General features: G+C 65.9%; 13 protein-coding genes and 2 pseudogenes. 4 read left to right on the top strand and 11 right to left on the bottom strand.

Annotated features, from left to right (window positions below; translation table 11 throughout):
* Nucleotides 1-4 precede the first annotated feature (4 nt).
* Together glpK and NXY83_RS10710 are read right to left on the bottom strand one after the other, a co-directional pair.
* Nucleotides 5-1,519 (bottom strand): glycerol kinase GlpK, encoded by a 1,515-nt coding sequence (glpK, locus tag NXY83_RS10705; protein ID WP_258802231.1) that lies wholly within the window; start codon nt 1,517-1,519, stop codon nt 5-7.
* Nucleotides 1,520-1,740: 221 nt separating this feature from the next.
* Nucleotides 1,741-2,793 (bottom strand): annotated as a pseudogene (locus NXY83_RS10710) (glycerol-3-phosphate dehydrogenase/oxidase); the annotation flags it as partial.
* Between the two features lie 39 nt (nt 2,794-2,832).
* On the opposite strand from NXY83_RS10710, the pseudogene NXY83_RS10715 reads away from it, so the two are divergent.
* The 4 genes and pseudogenes from NXY83_RS10715 to NXY83_RS10730 form a co-directional block, all read left to right on the top strand.
* Nucleotides 2,833-3,115 (top strand): annotated as a pseudogene (locus NXY83_RS10715) (sugar-binding domain-containing protein); the annotation flags it as partial.
* Between the two features lie 10 nt (nt 3,116-3,125).
* Nucleotides 3,126-3,995 (top strand): aldo/keto reductase, encoded by an 870-nt coding sequence (locus NXY83_RS10720; protein WP_258802232.1) that lies wholly within the window; start codon nt 3,126-3,128, stop codon nt 3,993-3,995.
* 11 nt (nt 3,996-4,006) lie between these two features.
* The gene (locus NXY83_RS10725) at nt 4,007-4,936 is read left to right on the top strand and encodes an alpha/beta fold hydrolase (RefSeq protein WP_258802233.1); all 930 of its coding nucleotides are present in this window, start codon (nt 4,007-4,009) and stop codon (nt 4,934-4,936) included.
* Complete coding sequence (locus NXY83_RS10730) at nt 4,933-6,006, top strand: glycosyltransferase family 4 protein (RefSeq protein WP_258802234.1); 1,074 nt, start codon at nt 4,933-4,935, stop codon at nt 6,004-6,006. Before NXY83_RS10725 ends, NXY83_RS10730 begins: the two co-directional genes overlap by 4 nt.
* On the opposite strand, the gene NXY83_RS10735 is transcribed toward NXY83_RS10730, so the two are convergent.
* The 9 genes from NXY83_RS10735 to carA all read right to left on the bottom strand — a co-directional run bounded on the left by NXY83_RS10735 (nt 6,003) and on the right by carA (nt 17,666).
* Entirely contained in the window at nt 6,003-8,108 is a 2,106-nt protein-coding gene (locus NXY83_RS10735) for a primosomal protein N' (protein ID WP_258806161.1), read from the bottom strand. The genes NXY83_RS10730 and NXY83_RS10735 overlap by 4 nt on opposite strands.
* Nucleotides 8,109-8,257: 149 nt before the next feature.
* Nucleotides 8,258-9,493, bottom strand: coding sequence for a methionine adenosyltransferase (gene metK / locus NXY83_RS10740; protein WP_258802235.1), 1,236 nt, complete (start codon nt 9,491-9,493; stop codon nt 8,258-8,260).
* Nucleotides 9,494-9,580: 87 nt separating this feature from the next.
* Nucleotides 9,581-10,822: a bifunctional phosphopantothenoylcysteine decarboxylase/phosphopantothenate--cysteine ligase CoaBC gene (gene coaBC / locus NXY83_RS10745; RefSeq protein ID WP_258802236.1), complete on the bottom strand. Its 1,242-nt coding sequence runs from the start codon at nt 10,820-10,822 to the stop codon at nt 9,581-9,583.
* A 37-nt stretch (nt 10,823-10,859) separates the two neighbouring features.
* Nucleotides 10,860-11,120, bottom strand: a complete 261-nt coding sequence (gene rpoZ / locus NXY83_RS10750; protein WP_003800778.1) for a DNA-directed RNA polymerase subunit omega — start codon at nt 11,118-11,120, stop codon at nt 10,860-10,862.
* Between the two features lie 16 nt (nt 11,121-11,136).
* On the bottom strand, nt 11,137-11,730 hold the full coding sequence (gmk, locus tag NXY83_RS10755) for a guanylate kinase (protein WP_258802237.1): 594 nt from the start codon (nt 11,728-11,730) through the stop codon (nt 11,137-11,139).
* Between the two features lie 44 nt (nt 11,731-11,774).
* Nucleotides 11,775-12,092, bottom strand: coding sequence for an integration host factor, actinobacterial type (gene mihF / locus NXY83_RS10760; RefSeq protein ID WP_258802238.1), 318 nt, complete (start codon nt 12,090-12,092; stop codon nt 11,775-11,777).
* A 111-nt stretch (nt 12,093-12,203) separates the two neighbouring features.
* Nucleotides 12,204-13,064, bottom strand: a complete 861-nt coding sequence (pyrF, locus tag NXY83_RS10765) for an orotidine-5'-phosphate decarboxylase (protein ID WP_258802239.1) — start codon at nt 13,062-13,064, stop codon at nt 12,204-12,206.
* Nucleotides 13,057-16,371, bottom strand: coding sequence for a carbamoyl-phosphate synthase large subunit (carB, locus tag NXY83_RS10770; RefSeq protein ID WP_258802240.1), 3,315 nt, complete (start codon nt 16,369-16,371; stop codon nt 13,057-13,059). Before carB ends, pyrF begins: the two co-directional genes overlap by 8 nt.
* Nucleotides 16,371-17,666 carry a glutamine-hydrolyzing carbamoyl-phosphate synthase small subunit gene (gene carA, locus NXY83_RS10775; RefSeq protein ID WP_397427046.1) on the bottom strand — a complete coding sequence of 432 codons (1,296 nt, stop codon included), beginning with the start codon at nt 17,664-17,666 and terminating at the stop codon, nt 16,371-16,373. The genes carB and carA overlap by 1 nt, the downstream gene beginning before the upstream one ends.
* Nucleotides 17,667-17,684: the final 18 nt, after the last annotated feature.

Raw genomic sequence — 17,684 nt, forward strand, 5'->3', positions numbered from 1 at the left:
AGGGCTACCTCACATCCTCGTCCACCCAATCCATGGACTTGGTGACTGCCTTCCGCCAGAGCCGCAGCTGGCGGTCCTGTTCGGCTTGGTCCATCTGCGGCTCCCAGCGCTTGTCCTCGGACCAGTTTGCCGAGAGTTCGCCGAGGTCCTTCCAGAACTCGACCGCGAGGCCCGCGGCATAGGCTGCACCAAGGGCGGTGGTTTCCACCACCTTGGGACGGATGACCGGGACACCCAGGATGTCCGCCTGGAACTGCATCAGCGCGTCGTTGGCCACCATGCCGCCGTCGACCTTCAGTTCGGTGAGCGGCACGCCGGAGTCTGCGTTGACGGCGTCAAGCACCTCGCGGGTCTGGAACGCCGTGGCTTCCAGGGCGGCCCGGGCGATGTGATTCCTGTTCACGAAACGGGTCAGGCCCACGATGGCGCCGCGGGCATCGGAACGCCAGTACGGGGCGAACAGGCCTGAGAACGCCGGGACGATGTACACGCCTCCGTTGTCCTTCACCGAAGCCGCCAGGGTTTCCACCTCGGGAGCGCTGCTGATCATTCCCAGGTTGTCGCGCAGCCATTGGATGAGCGAGCCCGTGACTGCGATGGAGCCTTCCAGGGCGTAGCGCGGTGCGGCACCGCCCAGCTTGTAGCCGACGGTGGTGAGAAGTCCGTTCTTGGAGTGGACAATCTCTTCGCCGGTGTTGAAGATCAGGAAGCAGCCGGTGCCGTAGGTGTTCTTGGCTTCGCCGGTCTGGAAGGCTGCCTGGCCGAAAGTGGCCGCCTGCTGGTCGCCCAGGATGCCGGCCACTGGAGTCTTCCGGAGCAATTGCGAGGTGTGGACTGTGCCGTAGACCTCGGAGGAGGACCTGATCTCCGGCATCATGCTCCGGGGCACACCGAAGATGCCCAGGATCTCGTCGTCCCACTGCAGGGTTTCCAGGTCCATGAACAGTGTGCGGGAGGCGTTGGTGACATCCGTGACATGGACACCGCCGTCCACGCCGCCGGTCAGGTTCCACAGCACCCAGGCATCGGTGTTGCCGAAGACCAGGTCCCCGGCTTCGGCCCTCTCCCGGGCGCCCTCCACGTTGTCCAGGATCCATTTGATCTTGGTGCCGGAGAAGTACGTTGCCAGTGGCAGGCCCACCTTCTGCTTGAAGCGGTCCGCCCCGCCGTCCTTCGAGAGTTCATCCACAATGTCCTGCGTGCGCGTGTCCTGCCACACGATGGCGTTGTACACGGCTTCACCGGTCGTTTTGTCCCACACCACGGCGGTTTCGCGCTGATTGGTGATTCCGACGGCGGCAATGTCGTGCCGTGTCAGGTTCGCCTTTGAGAGGGCGGAGGCGATGACCTCGCGGGTGTTGTTCCAGATCTCGGCCGCGTTGTGTTCCACCCATCCCGCCTTGGGAAAGATCTGCTCGTGTTCCATTTGGCCTGAGGAGACAATGGCGCCGCTGTGGTCGAAGACGATGGCGCGGGTGCTGGTGGTGCCCTGGTCGATGGCGATTACATACTGGCTCATGATGACGTCCTTGTCTGGTTATCGCTTCTCATAGTAAGTACAGCAGCCCGACGGCCGGCGGCAGGGTTGCCGGTAGCCGGGCTGCCAGTAAATACCTAGTCCCGCAATTGGCTCGAGTTTCGGGCCCTATTGTCCTTCGCACGGGCGTAAGCGCTGCGTCAAAACCCGGAGAGCGTGCGTCAGGCCGGGTCGTTTTCGCCGTTCCTGACCTGACGAACCAACTAAGCCACCAGGCTATGGGTTTCTACCCGGTGGAAGCGCCTGAGCACGTCCTGGGCGTGCGCGATTTCCGCTGCCCGGGCTGCGGCGTCCCAATGCAGCGGAGCGGCGAGGACTTCCGCCGCTTCGTTGAGCAGCTCGCCGGTGACGAGCCCCCGGAACGCCAGGGATGTGCGGCGGATGAGGACGTCCACCAGGTGCCCCACCTGCTCGTGCGCAGCCATGAACTCCAGTTCACGCACGCTCAGTTCGCGGGTGGAGCGCAGCAGCCGGTCCGGTCCGGCGTCGAGATACTCCATGACGGACTCCGCCCGGGTGCCGTAGCGGGTCAGGAGCCCGGCCGTGCGGTCTGCATCCCGGCCGGCGGCCATATGCGATTTGATCCACTTCTGCACACCTGCCTCGTCGGCCGGGAAGCCGGCGCCGCCGCCGATGGGAAGCTGTGCCGTGGAAACCTTGCGCTCCATACCCAGTTCAGCCAGCACATCGTTGGTCATGTGCTCGGCCAAGGCGCGGAATGTGGTCCATTTGCCGCCCACGAGGCTCAGTACGACGGCGGCTGTTCCGTCTTGTCCGTGGCTGCACCGTTCGATGCGGTAGTCCCGGGAGACAAAGCCCGGCTGGGTCGCGTCGTGCCGGGGCAGGGGCCGCACACCGGAAAAGGTGTAGACGATCTGGTCATGGGTAACCGGGATGGTGGGAAATACGTGGCCGATCAGGTCGAAGAAGTAGGCGATTTCCTCGTCGGTGCAGACGGCGTCCTCGGCCATACTGGCATCCACGTCGGTGGTGCCCACCAGGACCCGGTACCCCAGCGGGTAGATGAGGACGATCCGGCCGTCGGTATGCTCGAAGAAGATCTCCCGCCCCCGGCAGGCCTCCAAAAGTACCGGGTTGTCCAGCACGATGTGAGAGCCCTTGGTCCCGCCCATGAAAGATGACGCGGTTCCCATGGCTTCGTTGGTGAGGTCCACCCAGGCGCCGGTGGTGTTCACGATGACGTCCGCGGTGAAGTCGAATTCCTCCCCTGTCAGTTCATCACGGAGGCGGACAGTACCGCCCCTGCCGGTGCCCGGATTGGGCCGGGCGGGGCCGACCTGAACATTTTGGCCATGTCCGATGTCGTGGGCGACGTTGCCACAGTCTTTTTCCGCGACGACGGGTCCTCGGACGGTATCGTCCTCAACGAACGGTCTACCGGTCCGCCCTTTCCCAGTTGCGGCAGGTGCGGCGGAGGATTTGCGTAGTTTCCGCGTCTCCAAGATCAACGGCCTGCGGGGCGCCCTGGCGGCAAACCGGGCCACCGACCTGGTCCTGAATGAGGCCACCGCGCCGCGGATGGTGGATTTCGAAGGCCTCGCCACACTCAATGGGTAGAGTCGAGGCTATGAGAACCCCACCCCGGCTCAGCCTGAACAACGGTGTGCTGATCCACCAGCTTGGCTTCGGGCTGTACAAGGTTCCGCCGGCGGACGCGGCGGGGCTCGTCGCCGTCGCCCTTGCTGCCGGCTACCGGCATTTCGACACCGCAGCCATGTATGGCAACGAACTTGGCGTGGCACGCGGTATCAGCCCGGAGCTCAGTGCCCGGCCGGGCAGTGGCGGATCGGGTGAACTTTTCCCGGCGCTGTCCCGGGACGACGTGTTCATCACCACCAAGGTGTGGAACGACCACCACGGCTACGATGCGACGCTGCGGGCATTCGACAACTCCATGGTTAACCTGGGGTTGGACTACATAGACATGTACCTCATCCACTGGCCCTGCCCCCGCCGGGGCCTCTTTCCGGAGACGTACCGGGCACTCGAGACGCTCTACCGGGAAGGGAAGGTGCGCGCCATCGGCGTCAGCAACTTCCAGCCCGCCCACCTTGACCGGTTGCTGCAGACGGCCGAGGTGGTGCCCGCCGTCAACCAGATCGAGCTGCACCCATGGCTGCAGCAGGAGGAACTGCGCAGCAAGCACCGCGAACTGGGCATCATGACCCAAGCGTGGAGTCCCCTGGGCCGCGGCCAGGTCCTGGCCGATCCTGTTGTCCAGGCATGCGCCGCCGAACACCACAGGACCCCCGCCCAGGTCATCCTCCGCTGGCACATGCAACTGGGACACATCGCCATCCCCAAAGCCAGCTCGGAGGCGCGGATCCGCGAGAACCTGAATGTGTTCAACTTCGAACTTTCCGATCGGGATATGGCAGCACTCGCAGGACTGGAGCGCGGACAACGCATCGGCTCCCATCCGGACAACGTCAACTAGGACCACGGCCCATGAAAACTACCACTCCAGGGCAATCGGCTGCGCCTGCCTACATCAGCCCCGGCCTTACGGAACGCACCGCCGCCTCCACCATGGAATTGGACGGTACAACGGTGGCCTTCTGGACCTGTGAGCCCCTGAGGCCCGGCCCGGCGACCCGGACCATCCTGGTCATCCACGGGTTCCGCGGTGACCATCACGGCCTCCTGCGGGTTGCCGACCAGCTTCCGGAAATGCGGATCATTATGCCGGACCTCCCCGGGTTCGGCACTTCGGGGCCCTTCCAGTCCGGCCCGCACTCCGTGGAGCGCTACGGCCAGTTCATCACAGACTTCATGGCGGCCCTGGAACTCGGCCCGGACACGGTTCTGCTGGGCCACTCCTTCGGGTCCATCATCGCGGCACATTTCGTTGCCGACCATCCGTCAGCCGTCAATCCGCTGATCCTCATCAATCCCATTGCCGCTCCGGCACTTGAGGGACCAAAGGGAATCATGACCCGGTTGGCTGTGCTGTACTACCGGCTGGCCGCACGCCTCCCCCGTCCCCTGGGACTGGCGCTGCTGCGCAGCCCGCTCATCGTCCGGGTGATGAGCGAAGCGATGGCGAAAACGCGGGACCGCAACCTCCGCCGCTTTATCCATGGGCAGCACCATGCCTACTTCAGCGCGTTCGCCAACCGGGACAGCCTCCTCGAATCGTTTACCGCATCGGTCAGCAGCCACGTTGCCGAAGTAGCCGGCAGGCTGGCCCTGCCCGTACTGCTGATCGCCGGCGAGAAGGACGAGATCGCCACGCTCCCGGACCAGCACCGGCTGGTGGCCCTGCTTCCAGACGCGGAGCTTAAGGTAATTCCCGGCGTCGGCCACCTGATCCACTACGAAACACCCGCACCGGCTGCAAACTACATCCGCAGTTTCCTACAGGAGCACCCCGCGTGAAAATCGTCATCGATGCCCGCTTCACCAGGACAGACCACCACGACGGCATCAGCCGCTATGGAGCAAGCCTGATCGCAGCCACGGCGAAGGTCGCTGACGTATCCATGCTGATTTCCGACGTCCGACAGCTGGCCCTGCTGCCGGACGTTCCCTACACCCTGATCAGCAGCCCGCTGTCGCCGCTGGAGCTGTTCGTGGCCCGGAAAGTCAACGCCCTGGGGGCAGACGTGGTGGTGTGCCCGATGCAGACCATGGGAACCTGGGGGCGCAAGTACGGCCTGGTCCTGACATTGCACGACCTCATCTACTACGAGCACCCCGAACCGCCCGGTTTCCTGCCGGCCCCGGTACGGGTGCTGTGGAGGCTTTACCACAAGGCCTTCTGGCCGCAACGGCTGCTCCTGGACCGGGCCGACACGGTGGCCACCATCAGCAGGACCACTGAAGCGCTGATCGCCAAGTACCGCCTGACCCGCCGCCCGGTCCGGATCATCAGCAACGCTCCCCAGCCTGAACAGGATCCCCGCCCTGCGGAAGCAGGCGCGGAGAAATCGATTGTCTACATGGGGTCCTTCATGCCCTACAAGAACGTGGAAACCATGGTGGCCGGCATGGCGGAGCTTCCGGGCTACACCCTCCACCTGCTCAGCAGGATCACGCCGCAACGCCGGGCAGAGCTGGAGGCCCAGGTCCCTCCGGGTGCCTCCGTGGTCTTTCATAACGGTGTCACGGACGAGGAGTACGCCGCATTGCTGAGGACGGCCACGGCGCTTGTGAGCCTCTCCCGGGCGGAGGGATACGGGCTCCCGCTCGTGGAGGCGATGGCGCTCGGCACGCCCGTCATTGCCAGTGACATTCCCATCTTCCGTGAAGTGGGCGGAGACGCGGCAACCTATGTGGATCCTGCATCTCCGGAGCAGTTCGCCGACGCGGTGGCGAAGTTGCAGAACGGCAAAACGTGGGAGCAGGCATCCCGCAGCTCGGTGGCCCGCGCGCGCGAGTTCAGCTGGGATGAATCGGCCCGCCAACTGGTGGACGTGGCCGCCGGAATCGTGAAAAGGCGCCGCTAGAGTACGTCCACGCCGTCCAGCCGGACCTGAACCGGGTCCATGGTGCGCTTGGCCGCCGCCGCTGCCCGCGTTACCCGAAGCAAACGGACGACGGCGGCCGCCTGGCTGTAGGGGAAGAACAGCAGGGTGCGGACATCTTCGGTCGAGCGCCGGGAGGAGGGCGCACCGTTCAGCAGCACCGGTGCCGGGCCTGCGGTGCGCAGCGTTATCCCTGCCGTTGCGAGCTCTGCTTCCACCGCTCCGGTGTAGTGTTCCACCGCGGAACGGGGTCCTGTGACGGAAGCAATCCGCACCGCCGGGGGAAGCTGCAGTTCGGTCCGCAGGGACAGTTCCCGCTGGGCATACCCGGCAGGGTCCCACCGGAGCAGGGCGCCCACGGCAGCGGTGTCCGTTGCCGTGACCACCACCAGACCGCCTTCGGATGCGGGCCGCACCAGGGCTGCGGCGTTGAACCAGCGGCGCACGGTATCCTCGCCGGCCCGCAGCGTTTCGCGGCGCAGCAGCGAATCGCCGTCCAGCAGCAGGGCCGCGGCGTAGCCGCCGTCGGCCACGGGTTCCGCCCCGACGGTAGCCACTACCAGCGCCTTACCCCCGCTGACGGATGCCTTCACCTGGTCCCCAGAGGAGGTGACGACGGTCTTTCCGGGAAAGGCGCGGCCCAGTTCTTCCGCTGTACGCAGCACCCCGGTGGCACCTTTGCGGAGCCGCCAGCCACCACAATGCTGGCACCGCCAGTCCGCTGCGGGCGTCGAACACCAGCGGCACTGGGGCATGGCGGACGTTCCGGCAAGAGCCAGCGGCCCCTGGCAGGCGCCGCAACGGGCCGGCTCGCGGCAGGTCTCACACGCAAGGGAAGGCGCATAACCGGCCCGGGCAACCTGGACCAGGACCGGGCCCCGTTCCAGGCCGTCCTTGGCAGCCCGCCAAGCTGCACCGGGAAGACGCGCGATGGTGGCCAGCGGGTCGCGTTCCTGCTCGAAACTGTCCGCAGTATTGACCACCCGGGGTACGGTGCGGCGGGTGGCGGAGCGGTCCGAGTCAACAGACAGCGCCCAGCCGGCATCCACCAGCCGCTGAACCTCGGAGCTGCGGGCATGCCCTGCCAGCAGGCAGGCGGTGTCCTCCTGCCCGGCGCGCAGGAGCAGCACCTCCCGCGCATGGGCATAGGGTGCACGCTGCTCGATATGGAGCTCGTCGCCGTCATCCCAGCAGACCACCAGGCCCAGGTCCTGGACGGGGGCGAAAGCAGCAGACCTGGTGCCGATGGCCACCCTGGCGGTCCCAGCCAGAAGGCGCAGGAAGTTACGATAGCGGGGCGTGGGGCCATCGTCCGCTGCGAGCCGGGCCACGGCTTCGTCCGGCAGCAGGGGTTTCAGCGCGTCTTCGAGCCGGTCCAGATCGCGGTAGTCCGGCACTACCACCACCGCTCCACGCCCAGCGGCGTAAGCAGCGGCGACAGCCTCGGCAAGCAGGCGGGGCCAGCCTGCCGGTCCGTATCCCTGAAGCGGGTTGAGCACGGCATGGGGGGCTCCGCCGTCTGAGACGTGCCGTAGGAATGCCGGGCCGTTGCGGTACGCGGCCCAAGCTGAGGCTGAGGCGGGCGGCAGGTCCCCGCTGCCTTCCCTGCTCTTGGCCCCTTGTCCGGGGACGGCCGCAGCCTCGGCCGCTGTGCCCGGCATCTCCTTCTCCAGGCGGGCCACCCTCGGCGGCACGGCGACGCGGAGGACATCGCTGACAGTTCCTGCGTATCGGGCGGCAACGGCGGTGGCCAGATCCCGCACTGCAGGCGTCAGGACCTGGACCGGGGACACGACTTTCGCCAGCGGTACCAGCGTGTGGCCGGCGTCGGACGCGGCAACCCGCTCCAGAAGGAAACCGGTGAGGTCCTGGCCGTTGAAGCTGACCTTGACCCTGACGCCAGGCTTGGCAGCCTGGTCGAGGGTTGCCGGAACCGCGTAATCGAAGGGGCGGTCAAGATGCGGCAGGGATGATTCAATCAGCACCCGGGCTACCGGAAGGTTCCCGGCAAGGGTGATGCCGGCCGGCAGCCTGCGTGACGGGAAGCCCTGGAGGAGGGAAGGCTGGACTGCCTGTGCGGGCACGCCGGGAAGATCCAGCGCCGGCTGGACGGAGCTGTCACCAGAGGGCCTGTGAGCAACCACTTCGGCTACCTCCGTTCAGCTCCCGGGTGGACATGACCAGCCAAGCACCGGGCACCGACATTTGTGCCGGTGGCCCTGCGGGAGTGGTTCTAGGCGTTGAAGAATGCCTTCAGGTCGTCCACGCGGTCCAGGCGCTCCCATGTGAAGTCGGGTTCGTCGCGGCCGAAGTGGCCGTGCGCTGCCGTCTTCGCGTAGATGGGGCGCTTCAGGTCAAGTGCATCGATGATGGCACGGGGGCGCAGGTCGAAGATCTCCGCAATGGCGGCACTGATCCGGACGGGATCCACTGTTTCGGTGCCGAAGGTTTCCACGTAGGTGCCCACAGGGCGGGCCTGGCCGATGGCGTAGGCAATCTGGATCTCGGCGCGCTTGGCCAGGCCGGCGGCCACAACGTTCTTCGCGACCCACCGCATGGCGTAAGCTGCGGACCGGTCCACCTTGGACGGGTCCTTTCCCGAGAAGGCGCCGCCGCCGTGCCGGGCCATGCCGCCATAGGTATCGACGATGATCTTGCGCCCGGTCAGGCCGGCATCGCCGACGGGGCCGCCGATGACGAACTCGCCCGCCGGGTTGAGGATGTTCGATACCCGGGAAATGTCCAGGTTGGAACCTGCCAGAACCGGATCAATGACGATCGAGGCGAGGTCCGCCCGGAGCCGTTCCAGGCTCGCACCTTCGGCGTGCTGGCTGGAGATGACCACGGTTTCCACCGAGACGGGCACGTCACCCTCGTAGCCCACTGTCACCTGGGTTTTGCCGTCCGGCCGCAGGTAGGCCAGTTGGCCGGACTTGCGGACTTCGGTAAGGCGTTCGGACAGCCGGTGCGCCAGCCAGATGGGCGTGGGCATGTAGGACGGTGTTTCGTCGCTGGCGTAGCCGAACATCAGGCCCTGGTCACCGGCGCCCTGCAGGTCATAGTCGTCCTCCTGGCGTCCCTCGCGGGCTTCCAGCGAGTTGAAGACGCCGCCGGCGATGTCGTTGGACTGCTGGCCGATGGAGACGGAGACGCCGCAGCGGGCGCCGTCGAATCCGTTGGCCGAGGAGTCGTAGCCGATGCCCAGGATGGTTTCGCGGACGATCTGCGGGATCTCAACATACGCGTCGGTAGTGACCTCGCCTGCCACGTGCACCAGCCCGGTGGTGGCCATAGTTTCCACGGCTACCCGGGATTCCGGATCTGCTGCCAGCAGGGCGTCCAGGATGGCGTCACTGATCTGGTCGCAGATCTTGTCCGGGTGGCCTTCGGTGACCGACTCGGACGTGAAGAGCCGGAGCGCGGAGGGCGTGGCCCCGGAGGACTGGGGAATGTGCAAGGGTAAAGTCACTCAACTACCTTACTGGTTGGCATCCGTACTCCCCGCAGGGAGACGTCAGCAGATGTCCCTGTGCTAAGCGAACGTGGCGTGGAACACTCAGGCGCGGGGCGACACGTGGTTCAGTTCGAAGCTGATCCGGCTGATGATGGCCGTGGAAACCTCAGTCTTGGTTCCCGAGGCCTCCTGTGGTTCAGAGCCGGAGCGGCTCAGGATGACGACCGAATTGGTGTCCTGCCCGAACACCTTGTCGGAACCGACGTGGTTGACCACCAGCAGGTCGCATCCCTTTCGCTCGAGTTTTGCTTCTGCGTAGGCCAGGACGTCGCCCTGGCTGTCTCCGGTTTCGGCGGCGAATCCCACGATCAGCTGATATCTGCCTGCCGGCCCGACCGCGTTCCGCAGCTCCACCAGTTCGTGAAGGATGTCCGGGTTCCGGACCAGGGTGATGATGGGATCGGCGCTGTCATCACGCTTCTTGATTTTGGTGTCCGACACGGCGGCCGGACGGAAATCAGCCACGGCGGCAGACATGATGACGACGTCGGAATCAGCGGCGGCGGCCAGTGCTGCCTCACGCAGCTGCAGGGCTGTCTCGACGGCTACCACTTCGACGCCGGCGGGCGGCGGAACCTCCATGTGCGCTGCGAGCAGCCGCACGGTGGCCCCCGCGTTGCGGGCGGCTACCGCCAGCGCGACCCCCTGCTTGCCGGAAGAACGGTTGCCGAGGAAACGCACCGGGTCCAGGGGTTCCCGGGTTCCACCCGCACTGATGGTGACTGTCCGGCCCGCCAGTGGCAGCTGGTAGTCGGCCTGTCCCTCGACCAGGGCCATGGCCGCCTCGAAAATGACCTCGGGCTCAGGAAGCCTGCCTGGCCCGGAATCTGCTCCCGTCAGCCTGCCGGTGGCAGGCTCCAGCACTGCGGCGCCGCGCGTACGGAGCGTATCCACGTTGGCACGGGTGGCGGCGTGCTGCCACATTTCCGTGTGCATGGCGGGCGCGAACAGCACCGGCCCGTGGGCCATCAGGAGCGTGTTCGTGAGGAGGTCGCCTGCCTGCCCGGTGGCAGCCTTGGCAAGAAGGTCCGCCGTGGCGGGCGCAACGACCACCAGGTCGGCTTCGTGGCCCAGCCGGACATGGTTGACCTGGTGAACATCGTCGAAAACGCTGTTGCTGACCGGATTTCCGGACAGCGCCTCCCAGGTTGCGGTACCCACGAAGCGGGTGGACGCCTCCGTGGGGATCACCGTGACATTATGGCCGGCTTCAGTAAAAAGCCGGAGGAGCGATGCCACCTTGTAGGCGGCAATCCCTCCCCCGACTCCGAGGACTATGCGCACGTGACCTCCGTCAACAGCAAGTCAGTTCAGCGGCAGGTTACTCTGCGGCTTCGATCGGCGTGGAAACCAGTTTGCCTTCGTTGATCTCCCGCAGGGCGATCGAGAGCGACTTTTCGTTCAGCTTGGTGTCAACCAGCGGGCCGACGTACTCGAAAAGGCCCTCGTGAAGCTGGGCGTAGTAAGCGTTGATCTGACGAGCACGCTTGGCACCGAAGATCACCAGGCCGTACTTGGAATCGGCTGCCTCGAGCAGCGAATCGATCGGCGGGTTGATGATGCCTTCAAGGTTCGTGGACACGAATTCTCCAAAATTTCTAGCGGGCTGACGGTTCCGGCAGGTGTGGATGCGGGGTCAGCCCCATGAGTGAAACAAGCTCGTCCGCTGCCCGGCGGACGTCATCATTGATGACGGTGTGGTCGAACTCCGGTTCAGCAGCAAGTTCCAGTTTAGCGGTTTCCAGCCGTCGCTGCTGTTCCTCGGGCGTTTCGGTGCCGCGGCCCACCAGGCGGCGCACCATTTCATCCCAGGTGGGCGGGGCGAGGAAGACAAACTGTGCGTCCGGGACGGCCGCCTTGACCTGCCGGGCGCCCTGCAGGTCAATCTCCAGGAGCACCGACCGGCCCTCGGAAATGGCCTGGTTCACCGTGCTCTTCAAAGTCCCGTAAGTGTTCTGGCCATGGACCACGGCCCATTCGAGGAGTTCACCGGCAGCAATGAGCTGTTCGAACTCCTCCCTGGTTTTGAAGAAGTAGTGGACGCCGTCCACTTCGCCCGGGCGGGGCGCCCGCGTGGTGGCTGAGACTGAGAGCCAGACTTCGGGATAGTTGTCGCGGATGTAGGTGGACACGGTGCCTTTGCCAACAGCCGTCGGACCTGCGAGGACTGTCAGTCCAGGTTTCTTGCTCACGTATTCCTTTACCGGAGTTTGGGGGTGGCGGGCCCCAGGCCGCCTTAATGCTCGTCTATAAAATCTACCAGCGCCCGGCGCTGGTGCACGCCCAGGCCGCGCACCCTGCGGGACGTTGCAATGCCCAGCTGGTCCATGATGGCGGCCGCCCGGACCTTGCCGATGCCCGGCAGCGCCTCAAGGAGCTCGGAAACCCGCATCCTGGCCAGCGCATCGTCCTGCATGGCGGAGTTGATGATGTCCGCCGCAGACCTCTCGCCGTTCTTCAGGCTTTCCTTGGCTGCCGCCCGGGTAGCCCTGGCCGCGGCTGCCTTGTTCAAGGCATCAGCCCGTTCCGTTGCGGATAGCGGTCGCAGCACCATGAAGGACACCCCCGGATTCGGCGGATTTCATCCAAGGGCGGTCGCCCTTGGACCTGTCCTGAAACTACCCTTTGGTGCTGCCTGAATCAATGCATCACCTAAAACGGCAGCCTATTCGCCGCGCAGCCCGTCAAGCGTCCGCAGGGCAGCTTCCCGGAGTCCGCGCGGTTCGGGTCCTGCTGACAGGATGTCCCTGCTTGATGTGCCCAGAACATACGGGTAAGCGGCCCCGAACGTGGCCCGAAGGTCCGCCGGCGTTGCCCCCTGGGCACCCAGGCCGGGCGCCAGGATGGGCCCGCGCACGGCGGCCAGGTCCAGGTCGAGGTCCGTCAGCGCGGTACCGACTGTTGCGCCCACCACCAGCCCCACGGAGCCAAGGCTTCCCTGGTAGCGGTTGTTTTCCTCCGCCGCTGCGCCGGTGATCCGGCGGGCCACCGAGTCCGCTCCCCCAGCGTGCTGGACAGAGGCGCCTTCCGGGTTCGAGGTCAGCGCCAGGACAAACACTCCCCGGCCTGTCTCCGCCGCGAGGTCCAGCGCGGGCCGCAGGGACTCAAAACCCAGGTAGGGGCTGAGGGTCACCGAATCCGCAGCCAGCGGGGACCCGTCCCGGAGCCATGCGTCTGCGTAAGCGGCCATGGTGGATCCGATGTCGCCCCGCTTTGCATCGGCGATGGTCAGCACCGATTCGTCCCGGGCGGCAGCAAGTACCTCTTCGAGCACGGCCATTCCGGCCGAGCCGTGGCGTTCGTAAAGCGCCACCTGGGGCTTGACCGCGGCAGCGAGCGATGCCACCGCCTCCAGGACGGTCAGCGAAAACTGCCTCAGCCCGGCGGCGTCGTCGTCCAGTCCCCAGCTCTTCAGCAGGGCAGGATGCGGGTCAATACCCACGCACAGCGGGCCGCGCGCAGCCATGGCCGTGCCGAGCCGGGAGCCGAAGGACTCCCGGCCGGCGCCGGATACCTGCTCAGGCATGCTGCAGGGCCGCCTTCTGGGACGCGGCCAGGGCAGCGGCGTGTTCCTGCAGGCTGGTGACCGACCACTCGTAGGTGCGCATGGCCTCGATGGCCTGGACGGCGGCGTTGAACTCGGCCACCGTGGTGATGCAGGGGATGCCGATGGACGTTGCGGCGGCACGGAGTTCGTAACCGTCGCTGCGCGCTTCGCCGCCGGAAGGCGTGTTGAAGACCATGTCGATCTCGCCCGCGATCACCAGGTCAGCGATGGTGCCTTCGCCTTCGGCGCTGCTGCCTTCGGCCACCTTGCGGACCGGCGTGGCCTGGATGCCGTTGCGGCGCAGCACGTCGGCGGTGCCGCCGGTGGAGACGATCTCGAAGCCGAGGTCCGAGAGCCGCTTGACGCCCATGATCACGGAGCGCTTGTCGCGGTTTGCCACGGAGACGAAAATCTTGCCTTCGGTGGGCAGTGCGTTGTTGGCTGCGGCCTGGCTCTTCGCGAATGCGGTGTCGAAGTGCTTGTCGATGCCCATCACCTCGCCGGTGGAGCGCATTTCCGGGCCGAGCAGTGAGTCCACAACCTTGCCTTCCAACGTACGGAAGCGGCTGAACGGCAGGACTGCCTCCTTTACGGAGACGGGGGCGTCCAGGGGCAGGGTGGATCCGTCACCGGTCTCGGGCAGCATCTTGTAGGCGCTGCGGAGCTGGCCGATGGTGACACCGGTGCCGATCAGGGCTGCCGCCTTGGCCATCTGCACGCCTGTGGCCTTGGACACGAACGGCACGGTCCGGGAAGCGCGGGGGTTGGCTTCCAGGACGTACAGGACGTCGGAGGCCAGCGCGAACTGGATGTTGATCAGGCCGCGCACGCCTACGCCTTCGGCGATGGCCCGGGTTGCGGTGCGGACACGCTCCAGGACGTTGGTGCCCAACGTGATGGGCGGCAGGACGCAGGCGGAGTCACCGGAGTGGATACCGGCTTCCTCGATGTGTTCCATGATGCCGCCGAGGTACATGTCCGTGCCGTCGAAGAGCGCGTCAACGTCGATTTCGACGGCGTCCTCGAGGAAGCGGTCGATCAGCACCGGGTGGTCCGGGGTGATTTCCGTGGCGTTGGCGATGTAGCGGGACAGGTTGGGCTCGTCGTAGACGATCTCCATGCCGCGGCCGCCCAGTACGTAGGACGGGCGGACCAGGACGGGGTAGCCGATCTCGTCAGCGATCTTCTTGGCGTCCTCGAAGGACACCGCGGTGCCGTTCTTCGGGGAGATCAGGCCGGCCTTGTCCAGTACCCGCGAGAACGCGCCGCGGTGCTCGGCAAGGTCGATGGCTTCCGGGGACGTGCCCAGGATCGGAACCCCGGCGTCCGCCAGCTGCTGGGCGAGCTTCAGGGGTGTCTGGCCGCCGAGCTGGACGAAGACGCCCATCACGCCACCGGTGCGTTCCTCCGCGGCGATGACCTCCAGGACGTCCTCGAGCGTCAAGGGCTCGAAGTACAGGCGGGTGGAGATGTCGTAGTCGGTGGAGACGGTTTCCGGGTTGCAGTTGACCATAACGGTCTCGTAGCCGGCCTTGCGCAGTGCCATGGAGGCGTGGACGCAGGAGTAGTCGAACTCGATGCCCTGGCCGATGCGGTTGGGGCCGGAGCCGAGGATGATGATGGACGGCTTGGAGTGCAGCGCAACCTCGTCCTCCTCGTCGTACGCGGAGTAGTGGTACGGGGTGTAGGCGGCGAACTCGGCGGCACAGGTATCCACGGTCTTGTAGACGGGACGGATGCCCAGCGCCTGCCGTACTCCCCGGACCACGGCCTCGGGGTTGTGCGTGAGCGCGCCGATTTGTTCATCGGAGAAGCCGTGGCGCTTGGCGCGCTGGAGCATCTCCTTGGTGAGGGCGCCGGCCTGGCGGATTTCGTGGGAGATCTCGTTCAGCAGCTGGAGCTGGTCGAGGAACCACGGGTCGATCTTCGTGGCCTCAAAAAGCTGCTCCACGGTGGCGCCGCCCAGGAGGGCGCGCTGGACCTGGTGCAGGCGTTCCGTGGTGGGGCGCTTGGCCTTTTCGATGAGCTCGGCCACCTCCCACTCGGGGACGCTGCTGAAGTCCAGCTGCGAGCCTTTCTGCTCCAGGGAACGAAGGGCCTTCTGCAGGGCTTCGGTGAAGTTCCGGCCCATGGCCATGGCCTCGCCCACCGACTTCATGGTGGTGGTGAGGGTGTTGTCCGCGGCGGGGAACTTCTCGAACGCGAACCGCGGAACCTTGACAACCACGTAGTCGAGCGTGGGCTCGAAGGATGCCGGCGTCTTCTGCGTGATGTCGTTGGGAATCTCATCCAGCGTGTAGCCGAGCGAAAGCTTGGTGGCGATCTTGGCGATGGCGAAACCGGTGGCCTTGGAAGCCAGTGCCGAGGAGCGGGACACGCGGGGATTCATCTCAATGACCACAACACGGCCCGTGGCGGGGTCGATGGCGAACTGGATGTTGCAGCCGCCGGTGTCCACGCCCACTTCACGGATGACGGCGATGGAAATGTCGCGCAGCCGCTGGTACTCACGGTCGGTGAGGGTCAGTGCGGGGGCAACCGTGATGGAGTCGCCGGTGTGCACGCCCACGGGGTCGAAGTTCTCGATGGAGCAGACCACCACGACGTTGTCGTTCTTGTCCCGCATCATCTCGAGCTCGTATTCCTTCCAGCCGAGGATGCTCTCTTCGAGCAGCACCTCGCTGGTGGGGCTGTACTGCAGGCCCTGGCCCACGATGCGGCGGAGGTCATTCTCGTTGTAGGCCAGTCCGGAGCCCAGGCCGCCCATGGTGAACGAGGGGCGGACCACCATCGGGTAGCCCAGGTCCTCGGCGGCTTTGAGGGCCTCGTCCATGGTGTGGATGATGTGGCTGCGGGCGGATTCGGCGCCGCAGCGCTCCACCACGCCCTTGAACTTTTCCCGGTCCTCGCCGAGCTCAATGGCGGCAATGTTGGCGCCGATGAGCTCCACGTTGTACTTCTCGAGCACGCCGTTCTTGTCCAGCGCGATGGCGGTGTTCAGCGCGGTCTGTCCGCCCAGGGTGGGCAGGACGGCGTCCGGGCGTTCCTTGGCGATGATCTTCTCCACCACCTCGGGGGTGATGGGCTCGATGTAAGTGGCATCGGCGAACTCGGGGTCGGTCATGATCGTGGCCGGGTTGGAGTTCACCAGGATGACCCGCAGGCCCTCCTCCTTGAGGACGCGCAGCGCCTGGGTCCCGGAATAGTCGAATTCGGCAGCCTGGCCGATCACGATGGGTCCCGATCCGATGACCAGAACGCTCTTAAGGTCAGTTCTCTTAGGCATTACTTCTTGTCCTCAGTCTTGTTGTCAGCGGCGTTGCGTTCGATCGGGTTGTGCACCGAGTCCACGGGGTCCTTGGACAGGTTGGCGGTCCTGCCGTCCCGCGTTCCCTCCATCAGTCCGATGAATCGGTCAAAGAGGTAGGCGGCGTCGTGGGGCCCGGCAGCCGCCTCGGGGTGGTACTGCACGGAGAACGCCGGGATGTCCAGGCAGGCGAGGCCTTCAACGACGTCGTCGTTCAGGCTGACGTGGCTGACCTCGACGCGCCCGTAGCGTGCCTCCGGAGCCTGGGTGGCGCCGTCGAGCGGTGCGTCCACGGCAAAGCCGTGGTTCTGGGAGGTGATTTCCACCTTCCCGGTGCGGCGGTCCATGACGGGTTGGTTGATGCCGCGGTGGCCGTAGCGGAGCTTGTAGGTACCGAAGCCCAGTGCGCGGCCCAGGATCTGGTTGCCGAAGCAGATGCCGAAGTAGGGCAGCTTCTCGTCCAGGACGGAGCGGAGCAGCTTGACCTGGGCGTCAGCGGTGGCGGGGTCGCCGGGGCCGTTGGACATGAAGAAGCCGTCGGGGTTGACGGCCTTGACGTCTTCCAGGGTGGCGGTGGCCGGGAGGACATGGACGCGGACGCCGCGCTCGGCGAACCGGACGGGTGTCATGGCCTTGATACCAAGGTCGACGGCGGCGATGCTGAACCGGGGTTCGCCGTCCCAGCCGTGGTCTTTGGGTTCCACCACGTAGGCCTCGTCCACGCTGACTTCTTCAGCGAGTCGGGCACCTTCCATGGGGGCGCTGGCCAGGACGGCTTCGAGGAGTTCCTTGTCCGTCGCCTGGGCTGATTCACCGGAGAAGATGCCGGCGCGCATGGTCTTGTGTTCGCGCAGGTGCCGCGTGATGGCGCGGGTGTCAACGCCCTGGATGCCCACGATCCCCTGCTCGGCCAGTTCCTCGTCAAGGGAGCGCTCTGAGCGCCAGTTGGAGGGCCGGCGGGCGGCGTCACGGACGATGTAGCCGGCAACCCAGATGCGGCGGGACTCGGCGTCCTCGCTGTTGACGCCGGTGTTTCCGATGTGGGGAGCGGTCTGGACTACCAGCTGGCGGGCATAGGAAGGGTCCGTGATGGTTTCCTGGTACCCGGTCATGCCGGTGGCGAAGACGGCCTCGCCCAACGCCGTTCCGGTGGCGCCGTAGCTGGTCCCGCGGAAAATGCGGCCGTCTTCGAGGACAAGGGCTGCCTGGGCGGAGGTAGGTGATGTCACTGTATTCGCTTTCACTGCTGGGTGTGTTGCTGCTGGTGTGTTCACTGCGTGGTCCGTCACTGT

This window comes from Pseudarthrobacter sp. NS4, from assembly GCF_024758005.1.
Taxonomy (GTDB): domain Bacteria; phylum Actinomycetota; class Actinomycetes; order Actinomycetales; family Micrococcaceae; genus Arthrobacter.

What these genes read in the sequence shown, in the direction of transcription:
- glpK (WP_258802231.1), bottom strand. Translation starts at nt 1,519, where the DNA reads ATGAGCCAGTATGTAATCGCCATCGACCAGGGCACCACCAGCACCCGC.
- NXY83_RS10720 (WP_258802232.1), top strand. Translation starts at nt 3,126, where the DNA reads ATGAGAACCCCACCCCGGCTCAGCCTGAACAACGGTGTGCTGATCCAC.
- NXY83_RS10725 (WP_258802233.1), top strand. Translation starts at nt 4,007, where the DNA reads ATGAAAACTACCACTCCAGGGCAATCGGCTGCGCCTGCCTACATCAGC.
- mihF (WP_258802238.1), bottom strand. Translation starts at nt 12,092, where the DNA reads ATGGTGCTGCGACCGCTATCCGCAACGGAACGGGCTGATGCCTTGAAC.
- pyrF (WP_258802239.1), bottom strand. Translation starts at nt 13,064, where the DNA reads ATGCCTGAGCAGGTATCCGGCGCCGGCCGGGAGTCCTTCGGCTCCCGG.
- carB (WP_258802240.1), bottom strand. Translation starts at nt 16,371, where the DNA reads ATGCCTAAGAGAACTGACCTTAAGAGCGTTCTGGTCATCGGATCGGGA.